Below are 24,334 nucleotides of genomic sequence, written 5' to 3' on the forward strand. Positions count from 1 at the left end.
AAACACCGGTTATTATAAATACTTTGTGTGTACTCACATCCATGACAAACGCTATCAAGCCCCGTATGAAGACGTGAGACAGCCGTTCTGTGATTGGCGGGTCTAGCTTGGCGTGTAGCACACCTACAGTTAATCTACTGTATCGAGGGGATAGTAGTAGGATGAATATGTGGGTGCTAGAGAGGACAAGAATCTGATCGATTGTCACGGCGATCGATCTGGTCGTCTTAATTAGCATCTGATAGCGTCCTGAGACAGCGATCACATGATAATTAACCAATATGAAATTTGTTTGTAGTCAAACTCAACATTAGCAGATCGAGAGCGCAAGCATGTCCAGTCGGAGAACACAGTCCAATGACAGATATCTTTGGTGAGGACATAGAGAAAGACTACGGCGTCAGTTTTGAGAGGGGTCCGGTAACGGGTTCACTCGACGGACAACAAGTTCAATGTCGAACGTAGCGGGGTCTGTGGACCCGTTTGCGTCATCAGCATCATACTGGATCACGATCTCACTGAGAGTCCGTGTTCCTGTACCAAACGAATCGTACTGTCGCTCGATATATGTTCGTCCAACAGCGGTTCGCTCAGAGACGCGTGGTGGATGATACGTTCGGTCATCAGCTGGTGGCTCGTAGTAGGCGTCAGCCCGAAACTCGAGAGTTCCATACCGTGCTGGTCCAACGTTCGAAATAACAATGTCAGCAACAATCTGTGATTGATATGGCGACTCAATAATGCGGTCAATACGAACAGTTTCGACAGCGATCCCCGCAGTATCAAGCGGAATTGGTTCGCCATCCGGGCGAGCAGAATCGGGTGGTTGAGTCTGATTACCTGTACTCGTCTGAGGGCGTGGTGACTCGGTTGTGTGTGAGCGAGATGGTTCTCCAGACTCATCAGCCGTCCCTGTATCACTCTCAACAAGACAGCCAGCAAGGGAGAGAGAAGTAACAGCAGCGAGGAACTGCCGCCGGTGATGAGGAAGTGTCATAGATGATGTTTGGTCGCACCTGAGTTAAATCCTGATCACGTGGGGTATCCAAATTTACTATCTCTCGCGGCTGAAACCACTATCTTTCTGCAGGGAGAGAATGCCGGCGTTACGCCGGGAGTGGATCCAACAATGCTGATACGATCCATCATGGACGGCAGGTCAGACATTCCACGCTCATCCACGCTATTAAGTAAAGTGACAGGACCGGGGTTGCGAGCGTCAAACTTCCATCGCGAGATTCCTCTCGATTCAGCGCGGAGAAATGTCAATCAACGCGCTGGAACAACCAGCTTTCGGTCAGCTCGCCCTGCCAGCGGGTGCGTTCTTCCCACGCATCACCAGAAAAGCCGGTGGCAAAAATGAACGGACCAGCTTGGAGGAGGTATCCATATTGAACACCCGGAAAATCGTCCAGATTTGTTCGGTCACTCCCAGCTTCACGATGGTAATAACGGTGCCATTTGATCGAGTCAGTCGCTGAGGTGACGCCTGAACTGATCGAGGTCATTCCTTCTGTATCGCCGGCCGCAAGAGTTGTTGTAAATTGTTCACGTGCGGTCGCATGGTCACCATATTGTTGTATATACAGTGGAGTACCGTCCAAATCGCCAGGTGGCCCACGAAAGACGTTCCGCTGGCGAGTAACAGAATCTGGACGGGTCGCAAACGTCAAAAACACTTCTTCAGTACGGCCTGACGGTTTGACAACTGGTCCAAGCCGTCTCCGAAGTTTATTTCGGCGAGCGACCGGGAGCGGGTCTGCGGTGAACGTAGGCGGATAGCTCCCGTCCTCATCGACATATGGCTCGTGTGCGAGCGTCGTAAAATTGCGACGAGTGGGGGCCGCAACTTCGACTAGCACATCACCGGTAGCGTGTGGCACAACCCGGTCAAGCAACCGGTTATGGATCGGGTTGCGTGAAAAACGCCTGCTGACGTACACTGGAGTCTGGATTTGGAAAAACGAAAGTCGCATCCGATCGAGTTCCTCGACAAATCGGTCAGCATCGTTACGACGTGCTGCGCGAGCCAAAGACGGGATATGCATATCAGTCCGTGACTGAAGAAGGTCAGCAGGAGAAAAGTGGGGTTCAAACGCTGTTTCCGCGCGGTCCGCAGCGTTGTATCCTACAGTCTCGAGTCGGTCAACCATCTCGGCTGTTGGCATCGTTGGTTGATGGATTGTGGTACGGACTGTGTCGATAGTCTCAATCACACTGTCAATAGCCTGGTTATATGACTCAACCGCGCGTGGATAAGAGATGGCAAACCACACCACATCAGCAACAATCGCTTGCGTCCTCTCAGCAATGAGTTGTATCAGGTCGGAGGCGTGACCGTCGGCATCCGTTGAGTTATCTGTAGGTGGCTCATCGGTGCCAGCCTCCAGCGTAGTATTTGACTCGTCTGAGGATTCTATTTCGTCTGGATATCTCACACCATCAACACTCAAACAGCCAGCAAGACTTGCGGCAGCGCCGAGCCCGGCAAGCACGTTACGGCGCGGTTGTTCCATGCCCCTATGTCGGTGGGGCCAAAACTTAAATGTCGTAGATTACATTATCAGCCATGCGAAAAGGTCAACAATAGATAGACTGTATAAAATGATTGTGGAGTTATGAGATTTCGCATACCTATTGCTGATCAGCCTGTAGCATGTGTAGATATGTGGTGTGGCGGTGCTGAGTTGCTTACGTCGCCGCTTGTGGTGGGAGTCATTGCTAGTCTTGGAGCAATGTTGTTACTTGTAGTAGGTAAACTCCAGACAGCGATTGAAACATGCCAGGATGAACGGGAGTGTATTATTGCGGAACAAGACGCATTTCGTCGGTTTCAGACGCAGATACGGCAGGTCGAGCCAGTACAGTTTGAATCGCCAGATACCGCGCTAACAGATGTAGGTGACCGGACAGAAGTAATGGACGTACCCACAAGTCCTGGAGATGCGACACTCAAGTATGTACTTTCTGCGTATGAAGAAACAGTGCGATCAGTTCCGCACTATAGCATTGGCGATGAAGAGAGCCTTGCTGAAAATCTCGCTGCTGAGCTTGGAGAAGATATAGTGACGTCGTTGGCAACAAATCGGGTTCTCACTCCAGCGGTCCAACAAGCAATCGTTGACCGGAGCCAGCAGGCAATCGATGTACGTGCGGAGCTTATAGAGGTAGTGACAGAGGAGATGGATCGGCTCGCAAACTATCAAACGAAACTTACTAACATCGAGACCCGACAGGATAATCTCTGCGCGCACTTCGGGTCCGTACAAATGCGGCGCAGGGAGGCCGCGTTTGATATTTGGTGTGCGCTTCAGGATCTCGAGACAAAACTGGATAGAGTCGCTGAACAGCGACAGAGAGACCTTCACTCACCACCGGTTGCTGAGCCCCCAAGTGAGGAGACATCTGATGAACAGATCGAGTTCTGTGAGTACCTGTATTCAGATAGCGACACGCCACAGTATCCGGTCTTATCAGTAATTGGGGAACTCGGAGAAGCAATCCGAACCGACAAAGAGCAAATCAGACCGTATCTTGGATGAGTTCTGAGTCGATATACGAAACAAGCATAGAATGTGTCGCCGTGACAGCGTCTACTCGATCTGTTGTAACACGAGTATATATGCCACCCTTAATCGTTGCGAGAATGTATTCTGTGACTTCAGAGGCATTGACCGCTTCAAACACATTTTCAGCAATACCACGTTCAAGAATCTCCCGGATCGTATCTGCTAACCGTTCATCAACGTGCGTAAATTGAGCGCGGATACGACTGTTCGTGACTGCTTGTGATCGAAAGCCGACAAGCACTGTTTGAAACTGATAATCGTCTTCAACCGGGTCCGGTGCGAGAAGTTTGGCAATGAGCTGTTTGAGGGTTTCAGCTGGATTCTGGCTTGGTTCGGTATCAAGAGTCGATTCGAATTTGTTGACAGTGAACTCAAGCAGTGTAATAAGCAAATCGTCTTTTGAATCGTAGTAGTGGTAGATAGAAGATTTTGATCCATCAAGCTCGTCACCAATACGGGCAATTGAGAGATCAGCATAGCCGTGTTTGAGCAACGCTGTGTGTGTTGCCTTCATAATGTTCTCTTCCGTGGCGCTCAAAGTGTGTTCCGACTGATCGCTTGTCATTGCTCGGTTGAGTCCGTTGTTTCAGAGGCCGTTTCAGCGTTGGTGAAATCAAATTCGGCGGGAGTTGAGTCCTCATCTGCTGATGGCTCAACAGTCTGTGAGTTCATCTCATCAGTTGTCGCCGTCTGTTCTGTAGTAGTTGAGGGTCCCGAGGTTGTCGTGACAGCGTCTTCTGTAGGAACCGCGCGACGTTGAAGTTCATCAATCTGTGGAACAGACGTCACATTTGCGAGAACGACAGTTGCCGTGAGTTCTGTTGTGTTTTGAATTGGCTCATCGCCAGCAAGCACTTCAACGGTCTGCGTTTCTTCTTCAAGCAGATATCGGCCGGTCTCAAATCCTTTCCGAGAGATTGTATCTGGGGGTCCACTGAGGATGAGCAAAACCCGGTCTGCAGAAGTGATTTCACAGGGTAGCGTGAGTTTCGATTGGACTGCGCGACTGATCAGTGTCTTTATTTTCGACGCATCGACCGGAGTAGACCCAGAGGGCTGTGATCGACCAAGCAGGCGAAGAATCCGAGCAAGAAGTCCATGAGCGTTACTGTCAATTTCAACTGTAGCGCGACCAACAGTTGTTACCCCACCAACAGCGAGTGTCCGTGAGATATCAGCAGGGTCAATCCGAAGTTCAGATTCAAACGTCGTGTTGGCTTCACCGGCACCAAAAACGCTCAACAGTCGGTCGACGGTCATCTGATTAATCGACTGATAGCAATCAGCAACAGCGTCTCTATCCCGGGACCATGAATCGTTGTCGACAAGAAGCGTTGACGCAGCACGTGGGACAAGTGTTCGAAGACCACGGGCAGCGGTCAGTGCTCGTTGGTCTGACTCCGTGTCAGCGGGGAGAACACCCAGTGTGTACACTTCAGTTTCATAAATATCGGTGAGTTCTTCCAACAACACACTCCCAACACCAGCACCAGTGCCGCCGCCAAGTCCAACAACAATCATCGTGGCTGCGACTTCTGTTTCATCGATTTTATCGAGTGCACGTCGAATTTCAGGCCGATCCGCTTTAGCGACTTGTGCACCAACATCTGGATCACCACCAACACCATACTCGTTGATATCATACCCACGCGTGCGCGGGTTGTTGGAGGTACCTTGTTGACTTGTGGTTGTGGATGTCTCTGATTGTAGTTGGGGATCGTGAGACGAATTTGAGGAGTCAGTAGCAGGAGAGTTTGTGTCTCGTCGAAGTACTGCCGGGTGTGTATCGCCAAGGAGGATATGCTGGTCAGTACTGAGGGCGGTTGTCTGAGAGAGTGGTTGTGACTCAGTGTGAAACGCGAGAACGTTTCCATTAGTCACCGACCGGCCTGTGCGGTGTTCAGTTCGAACAAACTGATCAACGAGTCGGGTGCCACACCCGCCAACGCCGAGAAGTGCTACCTTCATTTACACACCAACGGCTGCGAGCGATGGTGGCGGCCAACAGAGTGGTGATGCGTCTGTCGGACAAGCGTTTGACGACGTGTTCGCTCAAACAATAGGGTCCAGATCATTGTCGTCATCGGTAATTAGCGACTGAATTTCCTCTTCGCGAACCGCATCCTGTTCTTGAATTTTGTTTTGTGCGTCAACAGCTTGATCTTGGATTTCGTTAATCCGCGGTGTATCAGTCACATTTGAGAGCAACACCACAGCCGCAAGGGTTGACGAGTCGGGACGAGGATCATCGCCGGCAAGGACATCAACGGTATCAGCTTCTTGTTCAAGCCATTCACGAGCAGATTCAACCCCTTTTCGTGAGATCACATCAGGCGGCCCGGCAAAGACAATCAGCGCACGGTCAGCACTCGAGACATCACATGGAACAGTGAGCCGAGAATTCGTTGCTCGGCGCACCAGGCCTTTGATTTTTGCAGCATCTGTTGATTCACTCTGTGAGTCATCAACTTCTTTGAAATTGGCTAACAGTCCTTCTTTTGCGGGGGTAACGTCAGTTGAAGCGTACCCGATTGAGGAGACACCACCGGTATCGAGGGTTCGCATAATGTCACTCGAATCCATCGCGTTCTCACCAACCTCCGACTCATCGACTTCACCGGCTGCGAGCAGAGTGACAATGCGTGTTGCAAGCTCTTCGTTCATCTCTTCGTAGCCCTGCTCAATGGTTTGCCCACGAGAACGCCACGCATCGTTGTCGAACGCGATGAAGTTGTCAACCTTGTTGACGAATGACTGAAGCGAGCGGGCAGCGTTGAGTGCCGGCCGGCCGCCCTCGTACGTGCCAGGTAATACTCCAAGTCCGTACACTGGCTCATCGTACATCTTCTGTAGTTCGTCAATAACGACGGGAGCAGCGCCACTGCCCGTGCCTCCACCAAGGCCGGCTGCAACTAAGACAGCATCAACCTCGTGAATTTCAACATCGTCGAAAACGCGCCTGATTTCATCAATGTCGGTTTGCGCAACCTCAGCACCAATTTTAGCATCACCTCCAACCCCGTGTCCACGCGCCTTCTGATGGGTATCGCCGATTAACACCCGGCGATCTTCATCGAGATGTTGTGGTTTGGCGAGGTCTGTCCGAGCCGTATTGATGACCAGTGCGTGACGGCACAGATTACGACCAGTCTCAAATTCAAACTCAATCATCTGGTCAATTAGCTTGCTGCCTGCGTTACCGACCCCGATCGTTGCAAGTTTCATTGGTTGTTTCTCTGTTGAGCCGTATGAAAGTGTGTTGGTTGTGGGTTGACCTGACCGAGCTCAGAGTACGTGGCTGTGGAACAAGCCATTGAATACTGGTACGTGTGGTTCGGGACGTATTAATTAACAGTTTGTAGGCGCTAAGTCCCCTTCCTCAAGGAGCGGCCAAAGGGAGCGAGTAGGGAGGGGATACAGCGCCGTCATCACCTGTTCATTCCTCCGATACAGCCGGTCCGCAGGCTAACGCGTCGAAACGCTTACCTATATGTTTCGCATATAGATTGGCATGGCATCATTCACAGTTGAGGGTCAAGAAGCTCTCGACCGGGAGGTGAAGCCCTTCGGAAGCGGTGGTGCTCATGTTACCATCCCGAAGCGGTGGCTCGGGGCAGACGTAAAAGTAGTCCGCACCTCTGATCCTACCGAACCCGAGGAGTAACGCAACATGGACTTCGCCTACAGGTTCCGGCTCAAACCCACACCAAGCCAGCAGGAGCGGCTAGCGTGGACGTTAGATACCTGTCGGCAAGTCCGTAATCACTTTCTCCACCGCATGAACCGTGTGGAGAACCCGACGTACACCCCTGAACAGAACCGTCTCCCCGACCTCAAAGAATGGTGGACCGAGCTTCAGGATGTCAACTCGAAAGTCCTTCAGATGGTCGTCCGACGGCTCTACACCGACCGCTCTAATCTCAAGAAAAATAAAGAGAAGGGGCACACAGTCGGGCAGCTAAAATGGAAGGGCAAAGGGTACTACCACTCTTTCGAGTACAACCAATCTGGCTTCGAACTCAAGAAAACGAGTGGTCAAGATAGGTTGTACCTCAACAAGATTGGCGATGTGCCTATTGTTGCCCATCGCGATCTTCCAACCGACGCTGAGGTGAAAGGTGTCGTCGTCAAACGTGAGCCGACCGGCAACTGGTACGCCTCGCTCCAGCTGGAAACACCCGACAACCCACCTGAGAAACCCGACGAGTTGACAAAGCCGGTCGGAATCGACGTCGGCATACTCAACTACGCAAGCGACACCGACGGCACGGCTGTCGGATCGCTCAACGTTTCAGACGAACGCGAACGGCTGGAACGCGCCCAGCGTGATCTCTCCCGGAAGGAACACGGGTCAAACAACTGGGAAGAACAGCGCAAGACCGTCGCTGGGTGTCATGCCGATCTGAAACGGAAACGTCGCGATTTTCTCCACAAGTTGTCGAACTACTACGCGAGTACGTATGATCTCGTGGCTGTGGAAGACCTCGAGGTGAAAGGGTTAGTCGAACTCTCGGGTAACTCACGCAACCGTGCGGGGGCGGCATGGGGTACGTTCCTGCGGATGCTGGAGTACAAATGTGAACGCGAAGGAACGTACTTCGTAGCGGTTGAACCGGCAGGAACGACCAAAGAGTGCGCTGCTTGCGGTGTCAAGACGGACAAGCCGTTGTGGGTCCGCGAACACTCCTGTCCCTCGTGTGGCTTCACCGCCGATAGGGACTGGAACGCGGCATGGAATATTCTTTCTCGCGGAATCAAGCAGTTAGGAACGGGACGCTCCGAAACAACGCCTGCGGAGACTGCGCTCCCTACGGGGACCGATTCGGTCCCTACAAAGCGCGTCGTGGAAACAGGAAGCCCCGACCTCAAGGAACGAGCCGCCCCAGCGGTGAGTGAGTAGGTCGGGGTAGTTCACTCTGCGTCAGACGTGACTATCAATAGTTTAGTCAGACACGTTACACATTCCAACGCAAGCAAGGTTGGAATAATAAAAATTATATTTCACAAACCCGGCTGCCAACTGTGAAGAACTTACGAGTGATTCTACTGGCGGTGGTTGTGGTGACAGCAGTCGTTGGAGCCTCAGGAACCGCCGCTGGCGCACAGTCGGTAGTAGCAGAGTTCAAACACTCAGAGAGTGAAAGTCTGTCTGCCGATTACAGCGGTCAGGAACCGATGCAGACAGCAGGAAATAATACCTGTGGCTTTCCGCTCAACATAACTGATGCGACAGGGACAGAAATCACGCTTGATGAACAGCCGGATCGGATCACGACAACAAACCCGTCAGCAGCCCAAACGCTCTGGGAGATCGGTGCGCAAGACCGGGTTGTTGGTGTAACCGAATTTGCGGGGTACCTAGACGGAACTGACAGCAAAACGAATGTCTCCGCAGGAGTGGGTGTCAGCGTAGAAAAGGTCGTCGCAACCGATCCCGATCTTGTGTTAGCACCGAACGCCTCAGCTGATCAAGTCGCAGATCTTCGCACACAGAATCTCACGGTCTACCATTTCCCGGCCGCGACCGATATTGATGACATTGCGGCAAAAACAGAGCGCACAGGCCGTCTTGTTGGAAACTGTGAGACAGCAGCGGAGGTAAACACCGAGATGAATCAGACTGTAGAGGATGTAGAAAGCCAGACTGCTGAGCTTGATCGTCTCGATGCACTGTACCCACTTGGGGGAGGCTTCGTCGCGGCTGACAGTACCTTCATCAACGAAATCATGAAGATTGCTGGGACAACCAACGTCGCCGCGTCAGAGGCAGATGGGTATCCACAACTCTCGGATGAAGTCATCCTCAAAACAGATCCTGAGATCATGCTCGTGACCGATACAGAGGGCGCAATTCTTGATAGGGAACCCTACGCGAGCACAACTGCTGGGGCAGAAGATAACTATGTAGTTATGAATACAAATTATCTAAACCAGCCGGCGCCCCGGAGTGTGATTGAATCGACCAAAACTCTCGCTGCTGCTGTTGAAGATCTTCAAGCCAACAAAACAGAGGAGACAGTCAATAGTAGTGATACGTGTGGGTTCCCGCTTACTGTAACAGACACAACAGGGACAGAAATCACGGTTGATGAACAGCCAGATCGGATCACGACAACAAACCCATCAGCCGCCCAAACGCTCTGGGAGTTAGGTGCGCAAAACCGGGTTGTCGGTGTAACCGAGTTTGCGGGGTATTTGAACGGGACTGCCAGCAAAACAAATGTCTCCGCAGAATTTGGTGTTAGCGTCGAAAAGGTTGTTGCGACTAATCCCGATCTTGTGTTGGCACCGAACGCCTCAGCTGGACAAGTCGCAGATCTTCGTGCACAGAATCTCACTGTTTACCATTTCCCCGCTGCTACCGATGTCGATGACATTGCGGCAAAAACAGAGCGCACAGGCCGTCTTGTTGGAAACTGCGAGACAGCAGCGGAAGTAAATACTGAGATGAACCAAACGGTGGAAAATGTAGAAAACCAGACCGCTGAGCTTGATCGTTCTGATGCACTGTATCCACTTGGAGGCGGGTATGTCGCTGCTGACAATACCTTCATCAACGAAATTATGCAGATTGGTGGGACTGCTAACGTTGCTGCGTCAGAGGCAGACGGGTATCCACAGCTCTCAGATGAGGTAATCCTCCAAACAAATCCTGAATTGATAGTTGTGACAGACTCTGAGGCGTCGATTCTTGAGCGACAGCCGTATGCTAGCACAAACGCAGGTGAGAACAGTAATTACGTCGTATTAAATAATAATTATCTCAATCAACCTGCGCCTCGCAGCGTTATCGAGTCAACGAAAACGCTCGCAAACGGTGTTGAGGAGCTTCAATCAGAGGATGCCAAAGACGATAGAAGTAGAACAGATGAGTCCAGTAGCTCAAGTAGTGACGATGATGATAGGAGTGAAGAAGATGAGCAAGACGAAGTAGTAGATGCGAACGAAACAGCTGTGGATACAAACGAAACAGCTGTGGACACGAACGAAACGGCTGTGGATACAAACGAAACAGCTGTGGACACGAACGAAACGGCCGTGGATACAAACGAAACAGCTGTGGATACAAACGAAACGGCTGTAGATGAGAATGAAACGGTTGTGAAGGGGAATCAAACAGCCACCGATACATCAAGTAAGGAGAGCACTACCTCAGCAGAGCCCAATGGCACCTCTAATCAAGAGGGTAATGAAACCGAGACATCGAATGATGTTGTCAATCAAGAGACCGAGCAAGACGGTGGACCATCCAATACAACTGATGGGGGGACAGAGTCAGAGGTTCCTGGATTCGGGATCGTCGTAACCGTATTAGTAATTCTTGGCTTCGCATATCTGTCGCCACGGGAATAGTGCCTCAGTTACCCACAAGTCGACTACCCCACGCTGAACGTTTTCGACGTTTTGAGGGTGGGGCTTGTCCATGAACTCAGTCTCAGACCCGTCCGGGTGAGCGGTGAATCCGCCACTCGACGTCACCGTTCCAGACTTCAGGGCGAGTTGACTGTCGCCTGTCCGCCGAGACGACTACTAACAGAAAAAAGCCGATACTGAGACAGACTATCTCGGCTGAACGACTGTTTGATTGCCATTGTGAACAGCCTCATTGGTTACGGTCACAGACTGGGTTCCAACCTGATACTCCCCGGGGTGTGCGACCCGGATTGTTGCGGTTCCGTTCGAGACAGCAGCGTGGCGTACATACTCGAACGTTGTGCCAGTTGCTGTGACTTCACCGGACGAATTGGGCACAGTCACAGTTGTTGTTGCGGTCACCGTTCCGTTTTCGACACCGACGGAACTGGGCTCTGGCACAGAGATCGTCGCGCCGGGGACGACCGCAAAGGTCCGGATCCCCCCAGTGGAAGTGAGTAGCTGGTAATGGCCGGTTGCGGTGGTGTCGTTGACGCCGGCGCCGAGTCCATCATAGAGGGCTGTGTAAGTAGACTCCGTTGGAGGTGCGTTTTCGCGTTCAGTGACGACGACGTACCCGACACGATCTTGAAAGCGGTTGTACCATTCGTCTGGGTGCGCAGCGGTAAGGAATTGATCGTAGTTGCTTCGTGCATAGCCGTAACTGCGGGCTTCACCGTTCACAAAGTAGTTGTACATTCGGTTGTCACCCCACTGGCTCAACACGAAGTTCTGTGGGTACTCACGGTCAGCGTCCTCGGCGTGAGAATCAACTGTAAGCGTAGCCTCAAACTGCGCGCGATCATAAGTAGTCTGTCCGACGAGTGACGGGACGAGGAGAAGGTTGAACAACAACACGAGCGCGACCGTCGCGGCCAGATACCCCCGCAATCGGGTTCCTTCAGGCAGCGCGAGCGACGTGATCGCTGTCCCTCCGTCCGGTTTGCTGTTCGCTCCGGCGCGACTCGGTCGACCACGGCGCGATTGACCGCGAGTCGACGAGGAGTCGGTGCCGTTGCCGCGACCGAGGGCGGCTACGGGACGTGCGATGTCTATTGCCGACAGGAGGTAAACGAGACCGATCCCCGCGAAGGGCGCAATCATGATCGCCAACTGCCCGGCAAAGCGGACCTGAATCGTTGCGAGCAGCGTGTAGTACCACGCAAAGCAGACTAAGACGAGCCAGCCGGGCTTGTAACGGCGCGCGACCACCCACGTCGCGACTGCGAGGACGGCGATTGCGAAGTAGAAACCGAGGCCGAGCTGGAGGAGCGGTCCGAACACTACCGCAAAATCCGGGCTGAATAGCGAGACTGTCTCGGAGATACCTTCCCGAAAGAACAGATCGTCGGCGCGCGTCCGGAGTCGTTCGATATCGCCCGGACGCAGGCGCGCATAGGCGACGAGCCCCCCCACGGCGACGACCGCCTCTGCCGCGACAAGGGCAAGCGGCGGAAGCGAGACGCGGCGCCACAACTCTCCTAGCCCGACAACGACAAACGCACCGCCCGCGACGAGGACGGGCGTGACCGCGGCGATCGACTCGTGCCAGCCTAACGCGAGGTGTGCGGCGAGCGCTCCCGCAGCGCCGAGCGCGAGCCCAGCAAGCAGGGGGGCGTTTGCGTAGGTCGGGGAGAGGTCCCGCCGAACGTCGAGCGCAACGCGGAGCCCGACGACAGCCGCGACTGGGACGAACGTGAGCGGCGAGCCGCCGTAGGCGTGAGCGGACGCCGCTACGGCGACAGCGAGCGCGAGTGCAACGGGCCACATCGTTGTGTTATGTGCGTGGGTCCGCGCAATGGCCTGCCGGTCTGGTTCGGGTCCGGACTGGGCGTCCCGGCGGGAAAGGTCGACACCGAGCGCGGTCAGTGTGGCAACGAGCAGACCGAGCCACAGGTACTGGTGGGCCTGATGATCAAGGAAGCCCACAGAGGTGTACACGACGTTGACGGGCGCGAGCCCGTAGAACAGCACGGCGGCGAGCGCGACACGCACATCGCTGGTGACCAGGCGTGCGGTCCGGTAGACGAAGTATCCCAGACAGACGGACGCCACGACCGGAAGCCACGCGGCGACCACGGGCGCAGCGTCGACGCCACCGAGCAGGACCGTCAGCCACCAGTTGACCGCGTGGGCAAGCGGACGCGTGCCCGCGGCGCCGCCCATGTCTGCGAACAGCCCCAGATCGAAGATTCCGTCCGCGCGAGCGGCCAGCTGCTCCTGCCAGTAGCGGAAAAAGTACGTGTCGTTGCTTGGGGAGACGACGAAGCCCCGCTGGAACACCGCAGGCGCGGCCACGAGGCGCGCACCGGCGACCACAAGCAGCCCTCCAAGAAGCCCGAGGAAGGTGAGAACGTCGACGTCAGCTACCGAGGAGACTCGTGACATCACGATATCACCGGCGGCTGTCTCACTGCCATCGTCATCGCTTCCCTCGGTGGCTGCGGACGAGTCAGTGGCAGTGTCAGTCGTATCGGCAGCGTCGGCCGGCCCCGACTCAATCGCGGCGCGGATCGCGTTCGGATTTTCGAGCCGGTAGCCAGTATCGACCTCATGGGCGAGGTCGCGGGCGACAAGCTCGCCGAACCGACCGGAGTCGAGGTCGATGTCGGCAAACGTCCACGGCTCGTCGCGGGCGTCGCGCTCAACGAGGGCCGCGAAGGCGTCTTCCGCTTCGGGGTGGTCAGCGAGGAACTCGCGCGCGGCCGCGGTCGTCTCCTCAGGCGAGGGCATTGGCTGTCACCTGTCGGGCGCGCCGATTAGCGGTTTCGGTCGTGGACAGGCCCACCCTCGGGTTCGGAGGCGTCGCGGGCGAGCGAGACCCCTCGATCCGACCACCGGAGGAAACATAGTGTTTAACTTGACACACTTATCACGGATCAGTAATGGACACCGGATGGCGGTACCGGCTCGCGAGCGTGGGAGGCGTCGCTGCCCTCGTTGGGGTCGCGGTGATGCTCGCCAACAACGCGACTGTTCAGGCGGCCGCGGCGATGGTTCCTGTGCTCGGTCGGCTGCCCCCCGACCCACCTGCGGGCGCGGAGTTCGTCATTGAGGTGGCGCTGACCGTGGTAATCGTTGCGGGTGCGTTCGTCCCCCTCTACAAGCCGCGCCCGCGGCGGATTCTCGATATCGTCGCGCTCGCACACAAACGCACGTTCGTGGCCGTGTTCGCGCTGGCGACCATCGGCTACTTCGATTACACGTACAAGGTGCCACGGCTGACGCTCGTGTTGATCACGCCGCTGCTGTTGGTCATCCTGCCGGTGTGGTTCATCTGGCTACGCCGCCCCGAGGCGCGCAGCGAACGCGCGGTCATCGTTGGGGACGACCCGGGTCAGATTGCCGAGATCGCAAGAGGCGCGGAACTCCCGCTACTGGGCTATCTCTGTCCGACAGTGATTCGCTCGCTGCGGGGTACCGAGTCGGAACAGGAAAGCCGGGACGCCGGGGCCCCCAGTGTCGCACATGCCGCGGACGGCGGTCAGCGTTCGCTCAATATCTCTCGGCTTGGTGGCCTCTCTCGACTCGAGGACATCCTCGTCGAACAGGATATCGACACGGTCGTACTCGCATTTGCCGACCCCGACCGCGCAGAGTTCTTCGGCGCGCTCGATGCGTGTTATGAACACGGCGTGGCAGCGAAAGTTCACCCAACACATGCGGACACGGTGTTGACGGATACATCGGACCCGAATGCGTCACTCGTCGATGTTAAGATCGAACCGTGGGATATCCAAGACTACATGTTCAAACGTGGCTTTGATATCGCCTTCTCACTGACCGGACTCATCGCGCTCGCACCCATCATCGTAGGCATCGCAGTCGCGATCAAACTCGAAGACCGCGGTCCGGTGTTGTACCAACAGGAGCGCACAGCCGTATTCGGAGAGACGTTTCCGGTTTTTAAATTCCGATCAATGACACCTGAAGGCGAATCGGCAACGCCAGTCGAAGACGACGATAATGATCGTATCACGCGGGTAGGTCGAGTGCTCCGCCAGACGCATCTCGACGAGATCCCTCAACTGTGGTCGATCCTCCGTGGAGACATGAGCGTCGTCGGACCGCGTGCTGTGTGGACCGAAGAAGAACATCTCCTTGAAGAAGAAACCAAGACATGGCGGAAACGGTGGTTCGTCAAGCCCGGCCTGACCGGACTCGCGCAGATCAACGATGCCAGCAGCGTCGACCCACGCGCAAAGCTCCGGTATGATCTTCAGTACGTGCGTGAACAGTCGTTCGCATATGACCTCAAAATTGTCGCGCGACAGCTCTGGAAGGTCGGTGTGGATGTGGTAATAGCAGTGTGGCCGTGGTGACATTTTCCTCACCTGAAACCGTAGTTGCCGAATCAATTCCCCGTGTGATTAATCCATGACAATTAAATTAGAATTAATATAGGTGACGACCTCCGTATGAATGCGTATTGCCATCAAAGACGGGAGAAAAACATCCGAGAAGCGACATTTGATAAGCACAAACTGAAGGAGACACGGCAATCACGTCGAGTCGACCACGATATCGTAGGTGTTCGTCCATCTGGCCAGCAGCAACGCAGACGCCGGTAGAAAGACGAAGGCGGTCACCAGCGCGAACGTCATCGCAAGCGCGACGGCGATGCCGAAGTTTGCGAGTACGGGGAACTGTGAGATCCCGAGCGCACCGAATCCAAATAGCGTCGTCGCGCCAGAGCCAATGACCGGCCGCGACTTACGCACCATGGCCTCACGCATCGCTACTACGGGGGTCGATCCGCGCTCAAATAGCTCTTCTTTGAACCGTTCATGGACGTGTATCCCATATGTGATCCCCGCACCGAGCGCAATCGAGCCGGTCGCGACGGTGAGGGGATTCCACGGGATACCTAGTAGGTACATCGCTATCGAAATCAGCATCACGGCGCTGATAGCGACGCTAACAACGAGCAACACAGACTCGCGGACTGATCGCAACGCTAATGCGAGAAACACTGTTGCCAACCCGAAGCTCAATACGGTCATCGGATCGCGGCCAGAGGTCACATTCTCGATCACGTTCCGGTTGACGACCGGTTTGCCGGTGACGGCGGTCCGCTCGGTGACAAGGTGTCTATCGGCGGTCGCCTCCGTGTCGTCGATCAAGTGTCTCACTTCCTCGCCTTCAATATCGTCGACGAACAGCTGAATGACGAACCGGTCCGGAGTGTCTTCACGACTCCCGACCGGCATGAGGTCGGACGCCGCCTGCCGGTCAACCGTATCGATAAGCCGTGTCCGGCGCTCTGGGATGTCCCCCCCAGTGGCCATCTCGACAGCAGTGACTGAACTCATCGCAGCGTTTACGTCGTCATGATCCTCAATAGCGGTCTCGAAGGCTGATGCCCGCCTGAACGTCGTCGGCGAGTAGGCATCTTTGCTCTCTACTAGGAGGTGAACTGCCTCGGGGTCAAGCCCCGAGGCTTCTTCCCGTGGATTAGTCGGACACGCCTCGGATACCATTGGTCTGGTCGCCTCGAACGGTATCAGAGGCCACGGTCGGGCCGTCCACAGGCCCCGATGCTTGCCGTCGCAACTCCCACTTCCGCACCTGCGGGAGTGTGTTGAGAGCAGGCACATCTCTATTGTCTTGTGTTCTCAGCCACTTCTGTGCGACATTCACGCCAGCGCCACGGTCGGCGTGGTCTTGATGCTCGCACCTACAGCACTTGAACCGTTTCTTATGGCGGTTCGCCCGTTCTGTGTGTCCACAAATAGGGCATTGCTGGCTGGTGTATTCTGGGTCAACATCGTCTGAGGGAATCCCTTGCCACGCGGCTTTGTAGCTGATGAAATCTCGAAGTTTGGCGAACGGTAGCGAGTGTAGACGGCGGTTCATTCGAGTCCCGTATTCAATGTCGTCTCGAATGTCTTCGAGGTCTTCGAAGACAATCACAGGACTGTCGAACCGCTGAATCCACTCAACCACGCGCCGTGACACAGTGTGTAGCTGGTCATGAACGAACCGTTGTTCCTTGTCACGGAACACGTCGTTGAACGAAGTCTGTCCGGCTTCCTGCATCCGTTTCCGCATCGTGAAGTACCGATGTCGTTCTTCCTTAATTTCTGGGTACTCGATAACGATTGAATCTTCGATACCACTCTCGATCAGTGCCGCTAGCGCAACACAGTCTTCGTTAATATCGACACCGATGACTGTTTTTGCCGTTGTTTTCGCACCGACTTCGGCAGTTTCGTTTGTGACGGTGACGTGTAGCTCTTCGCGTCCGTTTCGGACAAGCGCCTCAGCAGTGCCAACGTGCCAGTCATCATCTTCGATTGCTTGTCTAAGCAGGTCGAACTGGTCTTGCGTACCACGAAGCTCGCCTTTGACATGGTTGTACGGTTTCGCTGAAATACGGAACCGTACCGTTTCGGCTTCGAGAAAGAGATTGTAGCCTTCGCCGTAGTTCATCCGCAACGGGAACGTCTCGTGTTTGTACCACGGTCGGCCCCAGTCGTCGTAGTCGTAGTAGTTATTAAGTGCGTCGAAGGCTTTATCAATGATACGCTGTGCCGTGTTTTGGACGAGGTCAGCGTTCTGCTCAACGACATCTTCAATCTCGTTCCAGTCCCACCCGTCGTAGTTGAGCCGTAGCACTTCGTTGAAGACACGGCGACACTCCAAGCGAGCATCGTGAAGCAGGCTCTCGTTGCCACTCTGTACGTCTAGTGGGAAGACGAGTGTCTTGGTGAGAGCCTGTGTGTGCGTCATTCTTGATCGTTCACCCAGTCTCGGACGAGTCCACGCACGACTTCGGACTTGCTTTTCTCAGCGTCTATACATTGTTTCGAGAACTCCTTGTATAACTCGTCCTCCAAGTCCACAGTAAGTCGTGTAGTCATCTCACACATACTGCTTATTTGCTGAAATACTTAAAAATTGTCCACGAACTGGTCTGTATGGGTGAGACACGTTCAAACCACACGGTATACAACGTCAACTACCACTTTGTGTGGTGTCCAAAGTATCGACACCCGATACTGGGTGTGATAGAAGACTCACTAGAGTCGAGTTTTCGAGAGGTGTGCGACAAGTACAACTACGAGATTCTGTCGTTACACATCTCACCCGACCACGTACACCTGTTCTTGTCGGCACATCCCAAACACGCTCCGAGCAAGATTGTACGGACAGTCAAGAGTATTACAGCACGAGAGATGTCGCAGCAACACGAACTCCTGTTACAAGAATACCTGTGGGGTGGTGGGTTCTGGGAAGAATCATACTACGTGGGGACAGCTGGTGACGTTTCGACCGATACGATTGAACAGTACATCGAGCGAACGGAGCACATCTAGCCGAGCGTACGGCTTTCACCCTCGGGGTCAAGCCCCGAGGCACTCGGCCTGCTCCGCCTGTAGACGTGTGACATCACGCCTGTGGGCACTGTGGTGAATACGAACCGGACACCGTTAGAGTCGGACGCGGCCAACAGCAACGTGGTGAACGTCAGGAGTTCGAACAACGCCGGCGCTGAAACTGTGGGCGGCCTTCTTGTACTGAAACCCGGAGAACGATCGCCGCAACGGACCCGAACAACTATTATGAACACGATAATATTATCGCACGCATAATGATAAACAGAGAAACTGAACTCGAATGGCTCACGTCGCATCTCTCACGAGCCGAGCGACAGCTCCTCGTCGTATACGGGCGACGGCGGGTAGGGAAGACAACGCTGGTGACGACGGCGCTCGACGCACTCGAAGACACGTCGGTTTACTACCTCTGTGACGAGCGGGGCGCAACGCACAACGCCCGCCGGTTCGCAGCACAGTGCGCTGCTGCGTTCGACGATATCACTCCGGATGTCGACGGGTTCGTCGAGGCGTTTCAGTATCTCACGGCGCGCGTCGACGAGCCGTGCGTGGTAGCGTTAGACGAGTTCTCGTATCTCGTCGACGAGGACGACACGATCCCGTCGGTGTTTCAGACCGTTCTCGACGACGTACTCGCAGGAACGGACGTCTCGCTCGTGTTGTTGGGGTCATCGATTTCGATGATGGAGGAGGGCGTGTTAAGCTACGAGAGCCCACTATACGGGCGACGAACCGGACAGTGGGAGCTCGCTCCGCTCTCGTTTGCGGACGTTCGCGCGTTTTTCCCGGACGACGATCTGGAGACACAGATCCAACTGTATAGTGTGCTCGGGGGGATCCCCGCGTATCTCGAACAGTTCGATCCGGATCGTAACCTCCTCGAGAACGTCGAGCAATCTGTCCTCTCGAAAGGTGAGTTCCTGTACGAGGAGCCGGAATTTCTGTTACGCCAAGAGCTCCGTGAGCCCACGACGTACATGGCGATCCTCGAAGCTATCGCCGCCGGTGCGACACGCGTCACCGAGATCGCCAACGAGATCGGCCGCGACGCGAGCAGCCTCTCCCGGTATCTCCAGAATCTCACGCAGTTGGCGATCCTCGAGCGGGAGCATCCAGTCACAGACCCCGATGGCCGGGGACTGTATCGGTTGACGGACGATTTTCTCCGGTTCTGGTTTCGGTACGTGGCACCTAATCGGGGAACGCTCGAACAGGGGCGGACGGCACCGGTTCGATCGGCGATCGCCGAGACGCTCCCAACGCACACGAGTCGGACCTTCGAAACGGTGTGCCAGCAGGCGGTCCGGACGCCGGGGTTTCCCGTCTCTTGTTCACGCGTCGGCCGCTGGTGGTACGGCGGCGAGGAGATCGACATTGCTGGAGTCAATCGAGAGACAGAGACCTTGCTTCTCGGGGAGTGTAAGTGGACCACGGAACCAGTGGGTCCCGGGGTATTTGACAAACTCACGGCGCTCGAATCGGAGGTCCGGTGGCAAGGAACCGACCGAGAGGTGCGGTACGCGCTCTTTTCCCGGGGCGGCTTCACGGACGAGTTACAGGCCGTGGTCGACGATCGTTCCGACGCGTCGTTGTATGGGATCTCAGAACTTGCGACGCTGTTCGAATCCCATCGGTGAGCGGACGGTACTCTGCGATCCGAGTTTCCTCAGAGAGACGATTCCAGAAGGAGTCACTCAGGCCGCGGCATCGCTTCGAGTTCGGCGATCTCACCGGTCTTCTCGACGCGAGCGTACTGCCGCTGCCACGCGTCCACCGGGAACAGGTCGTTTCGGTCGAACAGCGCTCGAGCCTGCGAGGTGAGCTGGTAGAACTTGTACGGGTACCCGCGCACCCGATTCCCCGGCGCAACGACCAGTTCCGCAACGACGCCGACATCTTGTAACACCCCGAGGTGGCGACGGATCGCGTCCTCGCCGAGCGCAGGGTTCATGTACTCGAGCTCCCGGACGCTCGGAGCCCCCTGTGGGTGGCCGACGATGTCTGCGATCAGGTTCGCGCGGGTCTGGTCCGTCGCCTTCTGGAGCGCCGTCCACGTCTCGAACCCGTTAGACTCCCCACGAGCGTCGGCCGGGTTCGTCTCCGCGAGTCGGGGGTTCATGTTCGTGATTACGGACCGGGGGCGCATAAACACTTGGTCGCTGAGTACAAACAGTTGATCAGATAGTTCGACAACCAGTACCACTATACAACGGCAAACTGGATCGTGACATGAAATGGGAGACGGTGACGCTGACGACGTCGACGACGATCGCGGCGACGCCAACGGCGGGGGGCGTGCGGCCGACGAGGCTGCTAGTCAGGACACGGCGGACACAGAAGCCGGGCTGATCGGTGATGTCGCGGCCAACAACCTTCACGACGACGCGACGCTGTCGCTCACGCCCGAGCAACACCAGCGGCTCAAGGACGGGCTCCACGGGGCTCGCTTCGACGACATCCGGCGTGCGAGCCGCCGGTATCTCGTGGTCGGGAGCGGATCGGGTGAGTCCGGGAGGCGTCGCCAGCGCGTTTGTGCGCAACTGGACGATCGGCGGGACGCCGTCGCGTTCCGGTTGGAGGAGTTCGGGTTCGACGCCGACGACCTCGACCAGTGGGCGCCGGCCTTCGAGGTGTTGTCGGCACAGGCGACGTGGATCGTCGGCGTGATCGAGGATTTCAACGGCGGACACGTCTGGGAACTCGGCTACCTATACCGCCAGCAGACGGGCGTGCGAGACGTGTTGTGGCTGCTGAAGCGCGTGTACGACGACCCGGAGACACAGCGGGCGCAGTACGAAAACGGGATGGCCGCCTCCCACCTGGCCGCCCTCGAAGCGGTGGTGGGCGACCGGGTCGTGGAGTGGGCGACGCTCGACGAGCTCGAGAGCGCGGTCGAGCAAATTCCGTGAAGGAGAGCTATCGCGCACGCCTAGACCGGGAGTGACCGATGGATTGAGGTGGCGAGTGGCCAGTCGACGCGCCACGGGCGCGATCATTCCCGCCGCCGGGCGAGGCAGTCGACTCGGCGAGCTGACGACGGGGCGACCGAGGGGACTCGTCGATGTCGCGGGCCGACCCCTCCTCGCGCGCGCCTTCGAGACGGCGGTTGCGGCGGGGCCGACGACCTTTTCGTAGTCGTCGGCTACGAGGCGGCGCAGATCGTCGACCGGTTCGGCGACGCCTTCGCGGGGGTTCTCATCGCTGGGGACATCTATTCGGATAGCACCTCAACGACGTCATCAACAGTGAACAAACCGAGGTCGTCCCTCTCCTCGGCTGCTTCCTCCAGTGACGACGCGAACCCGCTTCGGCTGAACAGTGCGTACTCGTAGTTCACGTCGCCGTCGGTCGGCGCCCACTCAATCTCGGGTGCCTCCTGTTCAAGCTGTGCGAGAACATCGTACCCCATCGGTTGCTGCTGGAACTTCGCTTCCCCGACCAGTAACGTGTCGCCGTTCGTCGGGGCCACGATATCGATCTCGCGTCCGTCGGTGTCCCACCAGTGACCCGGAGATTCCGTGAACGTGTACATATCCCCGTACTCGTAGATGACTGCCCGCTGACAGAGACGTTCGAACGACGAACTGACGAAGTCCGGGAGGTGTGGTTCGACGAGTTCGTCGTACGCATCCGCCCCGAACACTTCGTACCGGGACGAACGACCGTGGACGAACCGGAACCAGAACGCGAACAGTTGGTCCCGGATCCGATATCGGCTGTTCCGACTCCGAGAGGGGTCAACGGTGACTGGGTACTCCTGCTCGATTATCTGGAGCTCTCGCAGGCGGGAGAGGTAGTAACTCGCACTGTTGGCGTTGATGCCGGCAGCCTGAATGATCTCGTTTCGCTTGTGGTTCCCCTCCGCCATCGCTTTCAGTACGGCAAAGTACCGATCCACCTCGTCCAATTCCCGGTACAGGACATCCTCGGGCTCCTCGTGGAGGCCACCATCACGGAGCAGCAAGGTTTCCGTAATGTTCCCTTTGAGTGACTGTGTGTCGTCTACAGCCCGGAGGTATTCCGGCGTCCCTCCGAAGACACCGTATGCGATCACCTGTTCAGCCGGCGCGTAGTTCAGGAAAAAGCTCATCGCGGCACCGAACGGTAACGGGCCGATCTCGAGTTTCCCGTTCGGTCGTTTCGAGATCCGGTCATACAGTGGTGAGCTCCCGTCGATCGCGATCTCGTGTATCATCCCGATAGCCGAGCCAGTCAGCACGAAGGTCGTGCCCGTATCGGCAACGTTGTGATCCCAGAGCCGCTGAGTGAGAGAGGGGAGCGCGTCGTTTTCGTCGACGAGATACGGGAACTCGTCGAGAATCACGATCGCATCCTGTTCGGCAAGATGCGTGAGAACGTTCTCCCAGTCTTTCCGAATCCGGTTGATCCCCGGAAACACCGTTGCAGCATCAGCGATGAAGGAGTCGAGCTGCTGCTCCGTCGTCCCGTGTACAGCCTGATGGTACACCGCGTCATCGCGATCTTCGATGGATTTGACGACGAGTGCTGTCTTCCCCATCCGTCGACGTCCGTAGACGACGCTCAACTCCGCGGAATCACTTTCGTATAGCTCGTGGAGCCTGTCGAGTTCCCGTTCTCGGTTGACGAACGTGGGCATGTGCTCACCGTCGGCTCCCCGGTATATAAAGCGCGCAGGTAACGTAGTTTAGACTATCGTAGTTTAGACTATTGTAGTCGGGACTACTATATCTGAGAGTATACGAGTAGGGTCCGCCAACGGATTGAGATAGCTGGTGTATGCTAGTGTCGGTATGGATACCGTGATACCCGCCGCTGGCCGGGGGAGTCGGCTCGGCGAGCTGACCGACGGCCGACCGAAAGGACTCGTCGATGTGGCGGGGTGGCCCCTCCTCGCACACGCCTTCGAGACGGCGGTCGCCGGGGCCGACGAGTGGTCGTCGTTTCCCGTATTCAAATCGGGATAATCCGTCCAAGAAAGTTTTATTACGTTTTGAATCGCATGGTGAGATATGAAAGATCCGCGTTCGGACGTGCGAGCCGACACCGATAAACGCGCGCCGGACTTCGACGCGCTGACTCCGCCGGAGGAGGTCGTTCGTGGTGATCGAACACGGGACGACTTTTTCGATGCCGTGCTCGGACTCGACGATCCGGCGACAGCAAGCGAGGTTGCCGAGCGTGCGGGACACGGGGTCGACGCCGCACGTGAATACTTGGACTGGTTCGAACGGATGGGCATCGTCACAAAGGTCACGGATTCGCCAGCCACCTACGAACGGAATCAAGAGTACTTGAACTGGCGACGTGTCCAAGCACTCCGACGTGAATACGCTACCGAGGAGTTACTCGACCTGTTGCGGTCGGAATCGGAGCGAGTGGACGCACTCGCAGCTGAATTCGACGCCGAGTCCCCGACGGGCGTCTCGATCACACAGTACGCTGCGGACACCGACCAGTCTATCGAGGCGGTCTGGGAGCAACTCTCGTCGTGGCAAACCGCTCGCCGTCGTGTGTCTCTCCTCGAACGAGCACTCACTCCCACGTCCGGCGACGCCACGGATCTCGAATCCGCGGCATGACTGCCGGCCGCGAGGACGAAACAGGGGGTCCGATTTCTGGTGGACCGATCGATTTCGACCGGCTAGCGGTCATTCGAGAGCGTTTCGCGACAGACGATCGGTTCACCGAAGTCAATGACCAGCCTAGCTTCGCGCCCGAACGACTGGTGTGTCAGTACGATCGGCGACTCTACCCCGACCGGGTTCAGAGTGCCCGTCTAGAGATTGTCTGGTTCGAAAGCGGAGATTTCTCGCTCCACTATCACGAAACCCACGAGACGGGGGCGTTCAATCACCGGTGGGACAGACATCCGTCCGGGCACAACACTCGTGACCACATCCATCCGGGGCCAGAGGCCCCGACACCGGGTGACGATACGACACACCCGACCGACTGGCGTGACGTCCTCTCGATGGCACTCTCGGAGATCGATGACCGCCAACGTGGCTTCTGGATCCGATAGTTCCGTCG

General features: G+C 56.2%; 20 protein-coding genes and 3 pseudogenes. 12 read left to right on the top strand and 11 right to left on the bottom strand.

All coding sequences use genetic code 11. The features are described from left to right. Positions 1-1,265: 1,265 nt before the first annotated feature. On the bottom strand, positions 1,266-2,516 hold the full coding sequence (locus EXE41_RS00880) for a hypothetical protein (RefSeq protein ID WP_137690036.1): 1,251 nt from the start codon (positions 2,514-2,516) through the stop codon (positions 1,266-1,268). Positions 2,517-2,918: 402 nt separating this feature from the next. On the opposite strand from EXE41_RS00880, the gene EXE41_RS00885 reads away from it, so the two are divergent. Next, positions 2,919-3,542, top strand: a complete 624-nt coding sequence (locus tag EXE41_RS00885) for a hypothetical protein (protein WP_137690037.1) — start codon at positions 2,919-2,921, stop codon at positions 3,540-3,542. On the opposite strand, the gene EXE41_RS00890 is transcribed toward EXE41_RS00885, so the two are convergent. From EXE41_RS00890 to EXE41_RS00900, 3 genes are all read right to left on the bottom strand, one after another. Next, the gene (locus tag EXE41_RS00890; RefSeq protein WP_094521145.1) at positions 3,523-4,134 is read right to left on the bottom strand and encodes a TetR/AcrR family transcriptional regulator; all 612 of its coding nucleotides are present in this window, start codon (positions 4,132-4,134) and stop codon (positions 3,523-3,525) included. The genes EXE41_RS00885 and EXE41_RS00890 overlap by 20 nt on opposite strands. Continuing rightward, on the bottom strand, positions 4,131-5,537 hold the full coding sequence (locus tag EXE41_RS00895) for a tubulin/FtsZ family protein (RefSeq protein ID WP_137690038.1): 1,407 nt from the start codon (positions 5,535-5,537) through the stop codon (positions 4,131-4,133). The genes EXE41_RS00890 and EXE41_RS00895 overlap by 4 nt, the downstream gene beginning before the upstream one ends. A gap of 84 nt (positions 5,538-5,621) precedes the next feature. Then, the gene (locus tag EXE41_RS00900) at positions 5,622-6,794 is read right to left on the bottom strand and encodes a tubulin/FtsZ family protein (protein ID WP_080508737.1); all 1,173 of its coding nucleotides are present in this window, start codon (positions 6,792-6,794) and stop codon (positions 5,622-5,624) included. A 286-nt stretch (positions 6,795-7,080) separates the two neighbouring features. On the opposite strand from EXE41_RS00900, the gene EXE41_RS00905 reads away from it, so the two are divergent. The 4 genes and pseudogenes from EXE41_RS00905 to EXE41_RS19545 all read left to right on the top strand — a co-directional run. After that, positions 7,081-7,233 (top strand): DUF2080 family transposase-associated protein, encoded by a 153-nt coding sequence (locus tag EXE41_RS00905; protein WP_137690039.1) that lies wholly within the window; start codon positions 7,081-7,083, stop codon positions 7,231-7,233. Between the two features lie 6 nt (positions 7,234-7,239). Continuing rightward, positions 7,240-8,469, top strand: a complete 1,230-nt coding sequence (locus EXE41_RS00910) for an RNA-guided endonuclease TnpB family protein (RefSeq protein WP_137690040.1) — start codon at positions 7,240-7,242, stop codon at positions 8,467-8,469. A gap of 275 nt (positions 8,470-8,744) precedes the next feature. Further along, positions 8,745-9,539, top strand: a pseudogene (locus EXE41_RS19540) (PGF-CTERM-anchored ABC transporter substrate-binding protein); the annotation flags it as partial. Between the two features lie 60 nt (positions 9,540-9,599). Continuing rightward, a pseudogene (locus EXE41_RS19545) lies at positions 9,600-10,574 on the top strand (PGF-CTERM-anchored ABC transporter substrate-binding protein); the annotation flags it as partial. A 306-nt stretch (positions 10,575-10,880) separates the two neighbouring features. Here EXE41_RS19545 and EXE41_RS19550 read toward each other — a convergent pair. Together EXE41_RS19550 and EXE41_RS00925 are read right to left on the bottom strand one after the other, a co-directional pair. Then, positions 10,881-11,096, bottom strand: a pseudogene (locus EXE41_RS19550) (hypothetical protein); the annotation flags it as partial. 33 nt (positions 11,097-11,129) lie between these two features. Continuing rightward, positions 11,130-13,715 (bottom strand): hypothetical protein, encoded by a 2,586-nt coding sequence (locus tag EXE41_RS00925; protein ID WP_137690041.1) that lies wholly within the window; start codon positions 13,713-13,715, stop codon positions 11,130-11,132. 152 nt (positions 13,716-13,867) lie between these two features. On the opposite strand from EXE41_RS00925, the gene EXE41_RS00930 reads away from it, so the two are divergent. Next, positions 13,868-15,304, top strand: a complete 1,437-nt coding sequence (locus EXE41_RS00930; RefSeq protein ID WP_137690042.1) for a sugar transferase — start codon at positions 13,868-13,870, stop codon at positions 15,302-15,304. A gap of 180 nt (positions 15,305-15,484) precedes the next feature. Here the strand turns inward: EXE41_RS00930 and EXE41_RS00935 are convergent, their stop codons facing one another. Genes EXE41_RS00935 through EXE41_RS00945 form a run of 3 tightly spaced genes read right to left on the bottom strand, consistent with a single transcriptional unit; the run spans position 15,485 to position 17,854 of the window. Then, positions 15,485-16,462, bottom strand: coding sequence for an MMPL family transporter (locus EXE41_RS00935; RefSeq protein WP_137690043.1), 978 nt, complete (start codon positions 16,460-16,462; stop codon positions 15,485-15,487). After that, on the bottom strand, positions 16,437-17,714 hold the full coding sequence (locus EXE41_RS00940) for an RNA-guided endonuclease TnpB family protein (RefSeq protein ID WP_137690044.1): 1,278 nt from the start codon (positions 17,712-17,714) through the stop codon (positions 16,437-16,439). The genes EXE41_RS00935 and EXE41_RS00940 overlap by 26 nt, the downstream gene beginning before the upstream one ends. Continuing rightward, a complete protein-coding gene (locus EXE41_RS00945; protein WP_321167057.1) occupies positions 17,711-17,854 on the bottom strand; it encodes a ribbon-helix-helix domain-containing protein in 144 nt (47 codons plus the stop codon). The genes EXE41_RS00940 and EXE41_RS00945 overlap by 4 nt, the downstream gene beginning before the upstream one ends. 48 nt (positions 17,855-17,902) lie before the next feature. Between EXE41_RS00945 and tnpA the strand changes: the two genes are divergently transcribed. Together tnpA and EXE41_RS00955 are read left to right on the top strand one after the other, a co-directional pair. After that, positions 17,903-18,301 (top strand): IS200/IS605 family transposase, encoded by a 399-nt coding sequence (gene tnpA / locus EXE41_RS00950; protein WP_137690046.1) that lies wholly within the window; start codon positions 17,903-17,905, stop codon positions 18,299-18,301. A gap of 275 nt (positions 18,302-18,576) precedes the next feature. Beyond that, complete coding sequence (locus tag EXE41_RS00955; protein ID WP_137690047.1) at positions 18,577-19,959, top strand: ATP-binding protein; 1,383 nt, start codon at positions 18,577-18,579, stop codon at positions 19,957-19,959. A 53-nt stretch (positions 19,960-20,012) separates the two neighbouring features. On the opposite strand, the gene EXE41_RS00960 is transcribed toward EXE41_RS00955, so the two are convergent. Further along, positions 20,013-20,441 carry an ArsR family transcriptional regulator gene (locus EXE41_RS00960; protein ID WP_137690048.1) on the bottom strand — a complete coding sequence of 143 codons (429 nt, stop codon included), beginning with the start codon at positions 20,439-20,441 and terminating at the stop codon, positions 20,013-20,015. A 115-nt stretch (positions 20,442-20,556) separates the two neighbouring features. Between EXE41_RS00960 and EXE41_RS00965 the strand changes: the two genes are divergently transcribed. Beyond that, positions 20,557-21,231: an aminopeptidase gene (locus EXE41_RS00965; protein WP_137690049.1), complete on the top strand. Its 675-nt coding sequence runs from the start codon at positions 20,557-20,559 to the stop codon at positions 21,229-21,231. A gap of 302 nt (positions 21,232-21,533) precedes the next feature. Here EXE41_RS00965 and EXE41_RS00975 read toward each other — a convergent pair whose 3' ends face one another. Continuing rightward, the gene (locus EXE41_RS00975) at positions 21,534-22,940 is read right to left on the bottom strand and encodes an ATP-binding protein (protein ID WP_137690050.1); all 1,407 of its coding nucleotides are present in this window, start codon (positions 22,938-22,940) and stop codon (positions 21,534-21,536) included. A 154-nt stretch (positions 22,941-23,094) separates the two neighbouring features. On the opposite strand from EXE41_RS00975, the gene EXE41_RS00980 reads away from it, so the two are divergent. The 3 genes from EXE41_RS00980 to EXE41_RS19990 are packed head-to-tail and all read left to right on the top strand — an operon-like array spanning position 23,095 to position 24,326. Beyond that, complete coding sequence (locus tag EXE41_RS00980; protein ID WP_137690051.1) at positions 23,095-23,268, top strand: NTP transferase domain-containing protein; 174 nt, start codon at positions 23,095-23,097, stop codon at positions 23,266-23,268. A 45-nt stretch (positions 23,269-23,313) separates the two neighbouring features. Beyond that, a complete protein-coding gene (locus EXE41_RS00985) occupies positions 23,314-23,883 on the top strand; it encodes a hypothetical protein (protein ID WP_137690052.1) in 570 nt (189 codons plus the stop codon). Beyond that, a complete protein-coding gene (locus EXE41_RS19990; RefSeq protein WP_137690053.1) occupies positions 23,880-24,326 on the top strand; it encodes a hypothetical protein in 447 nt (148 codons plus the stop codon). The genes EXE41_RS00985 and EXE41_RS19990 overlap by 4 nt, the downstream gene beginning before the upstream one ends. The last annotated feature ends 8 nt before the right edge of the window (positions 24,327-24,334 follow it).

Origin of the sequence: Halorubrum sp. SD690R (assembly GCF_005435035.1) — an archaeon.
In the GTDB taxonomy this organism is placed as follows: domain Archaea; phylum Halobacteriota; class Halobacteria; order Halobacteriales; family Haloferacaceae; genus Halorubrum; species Halorubrum ezzemoulense.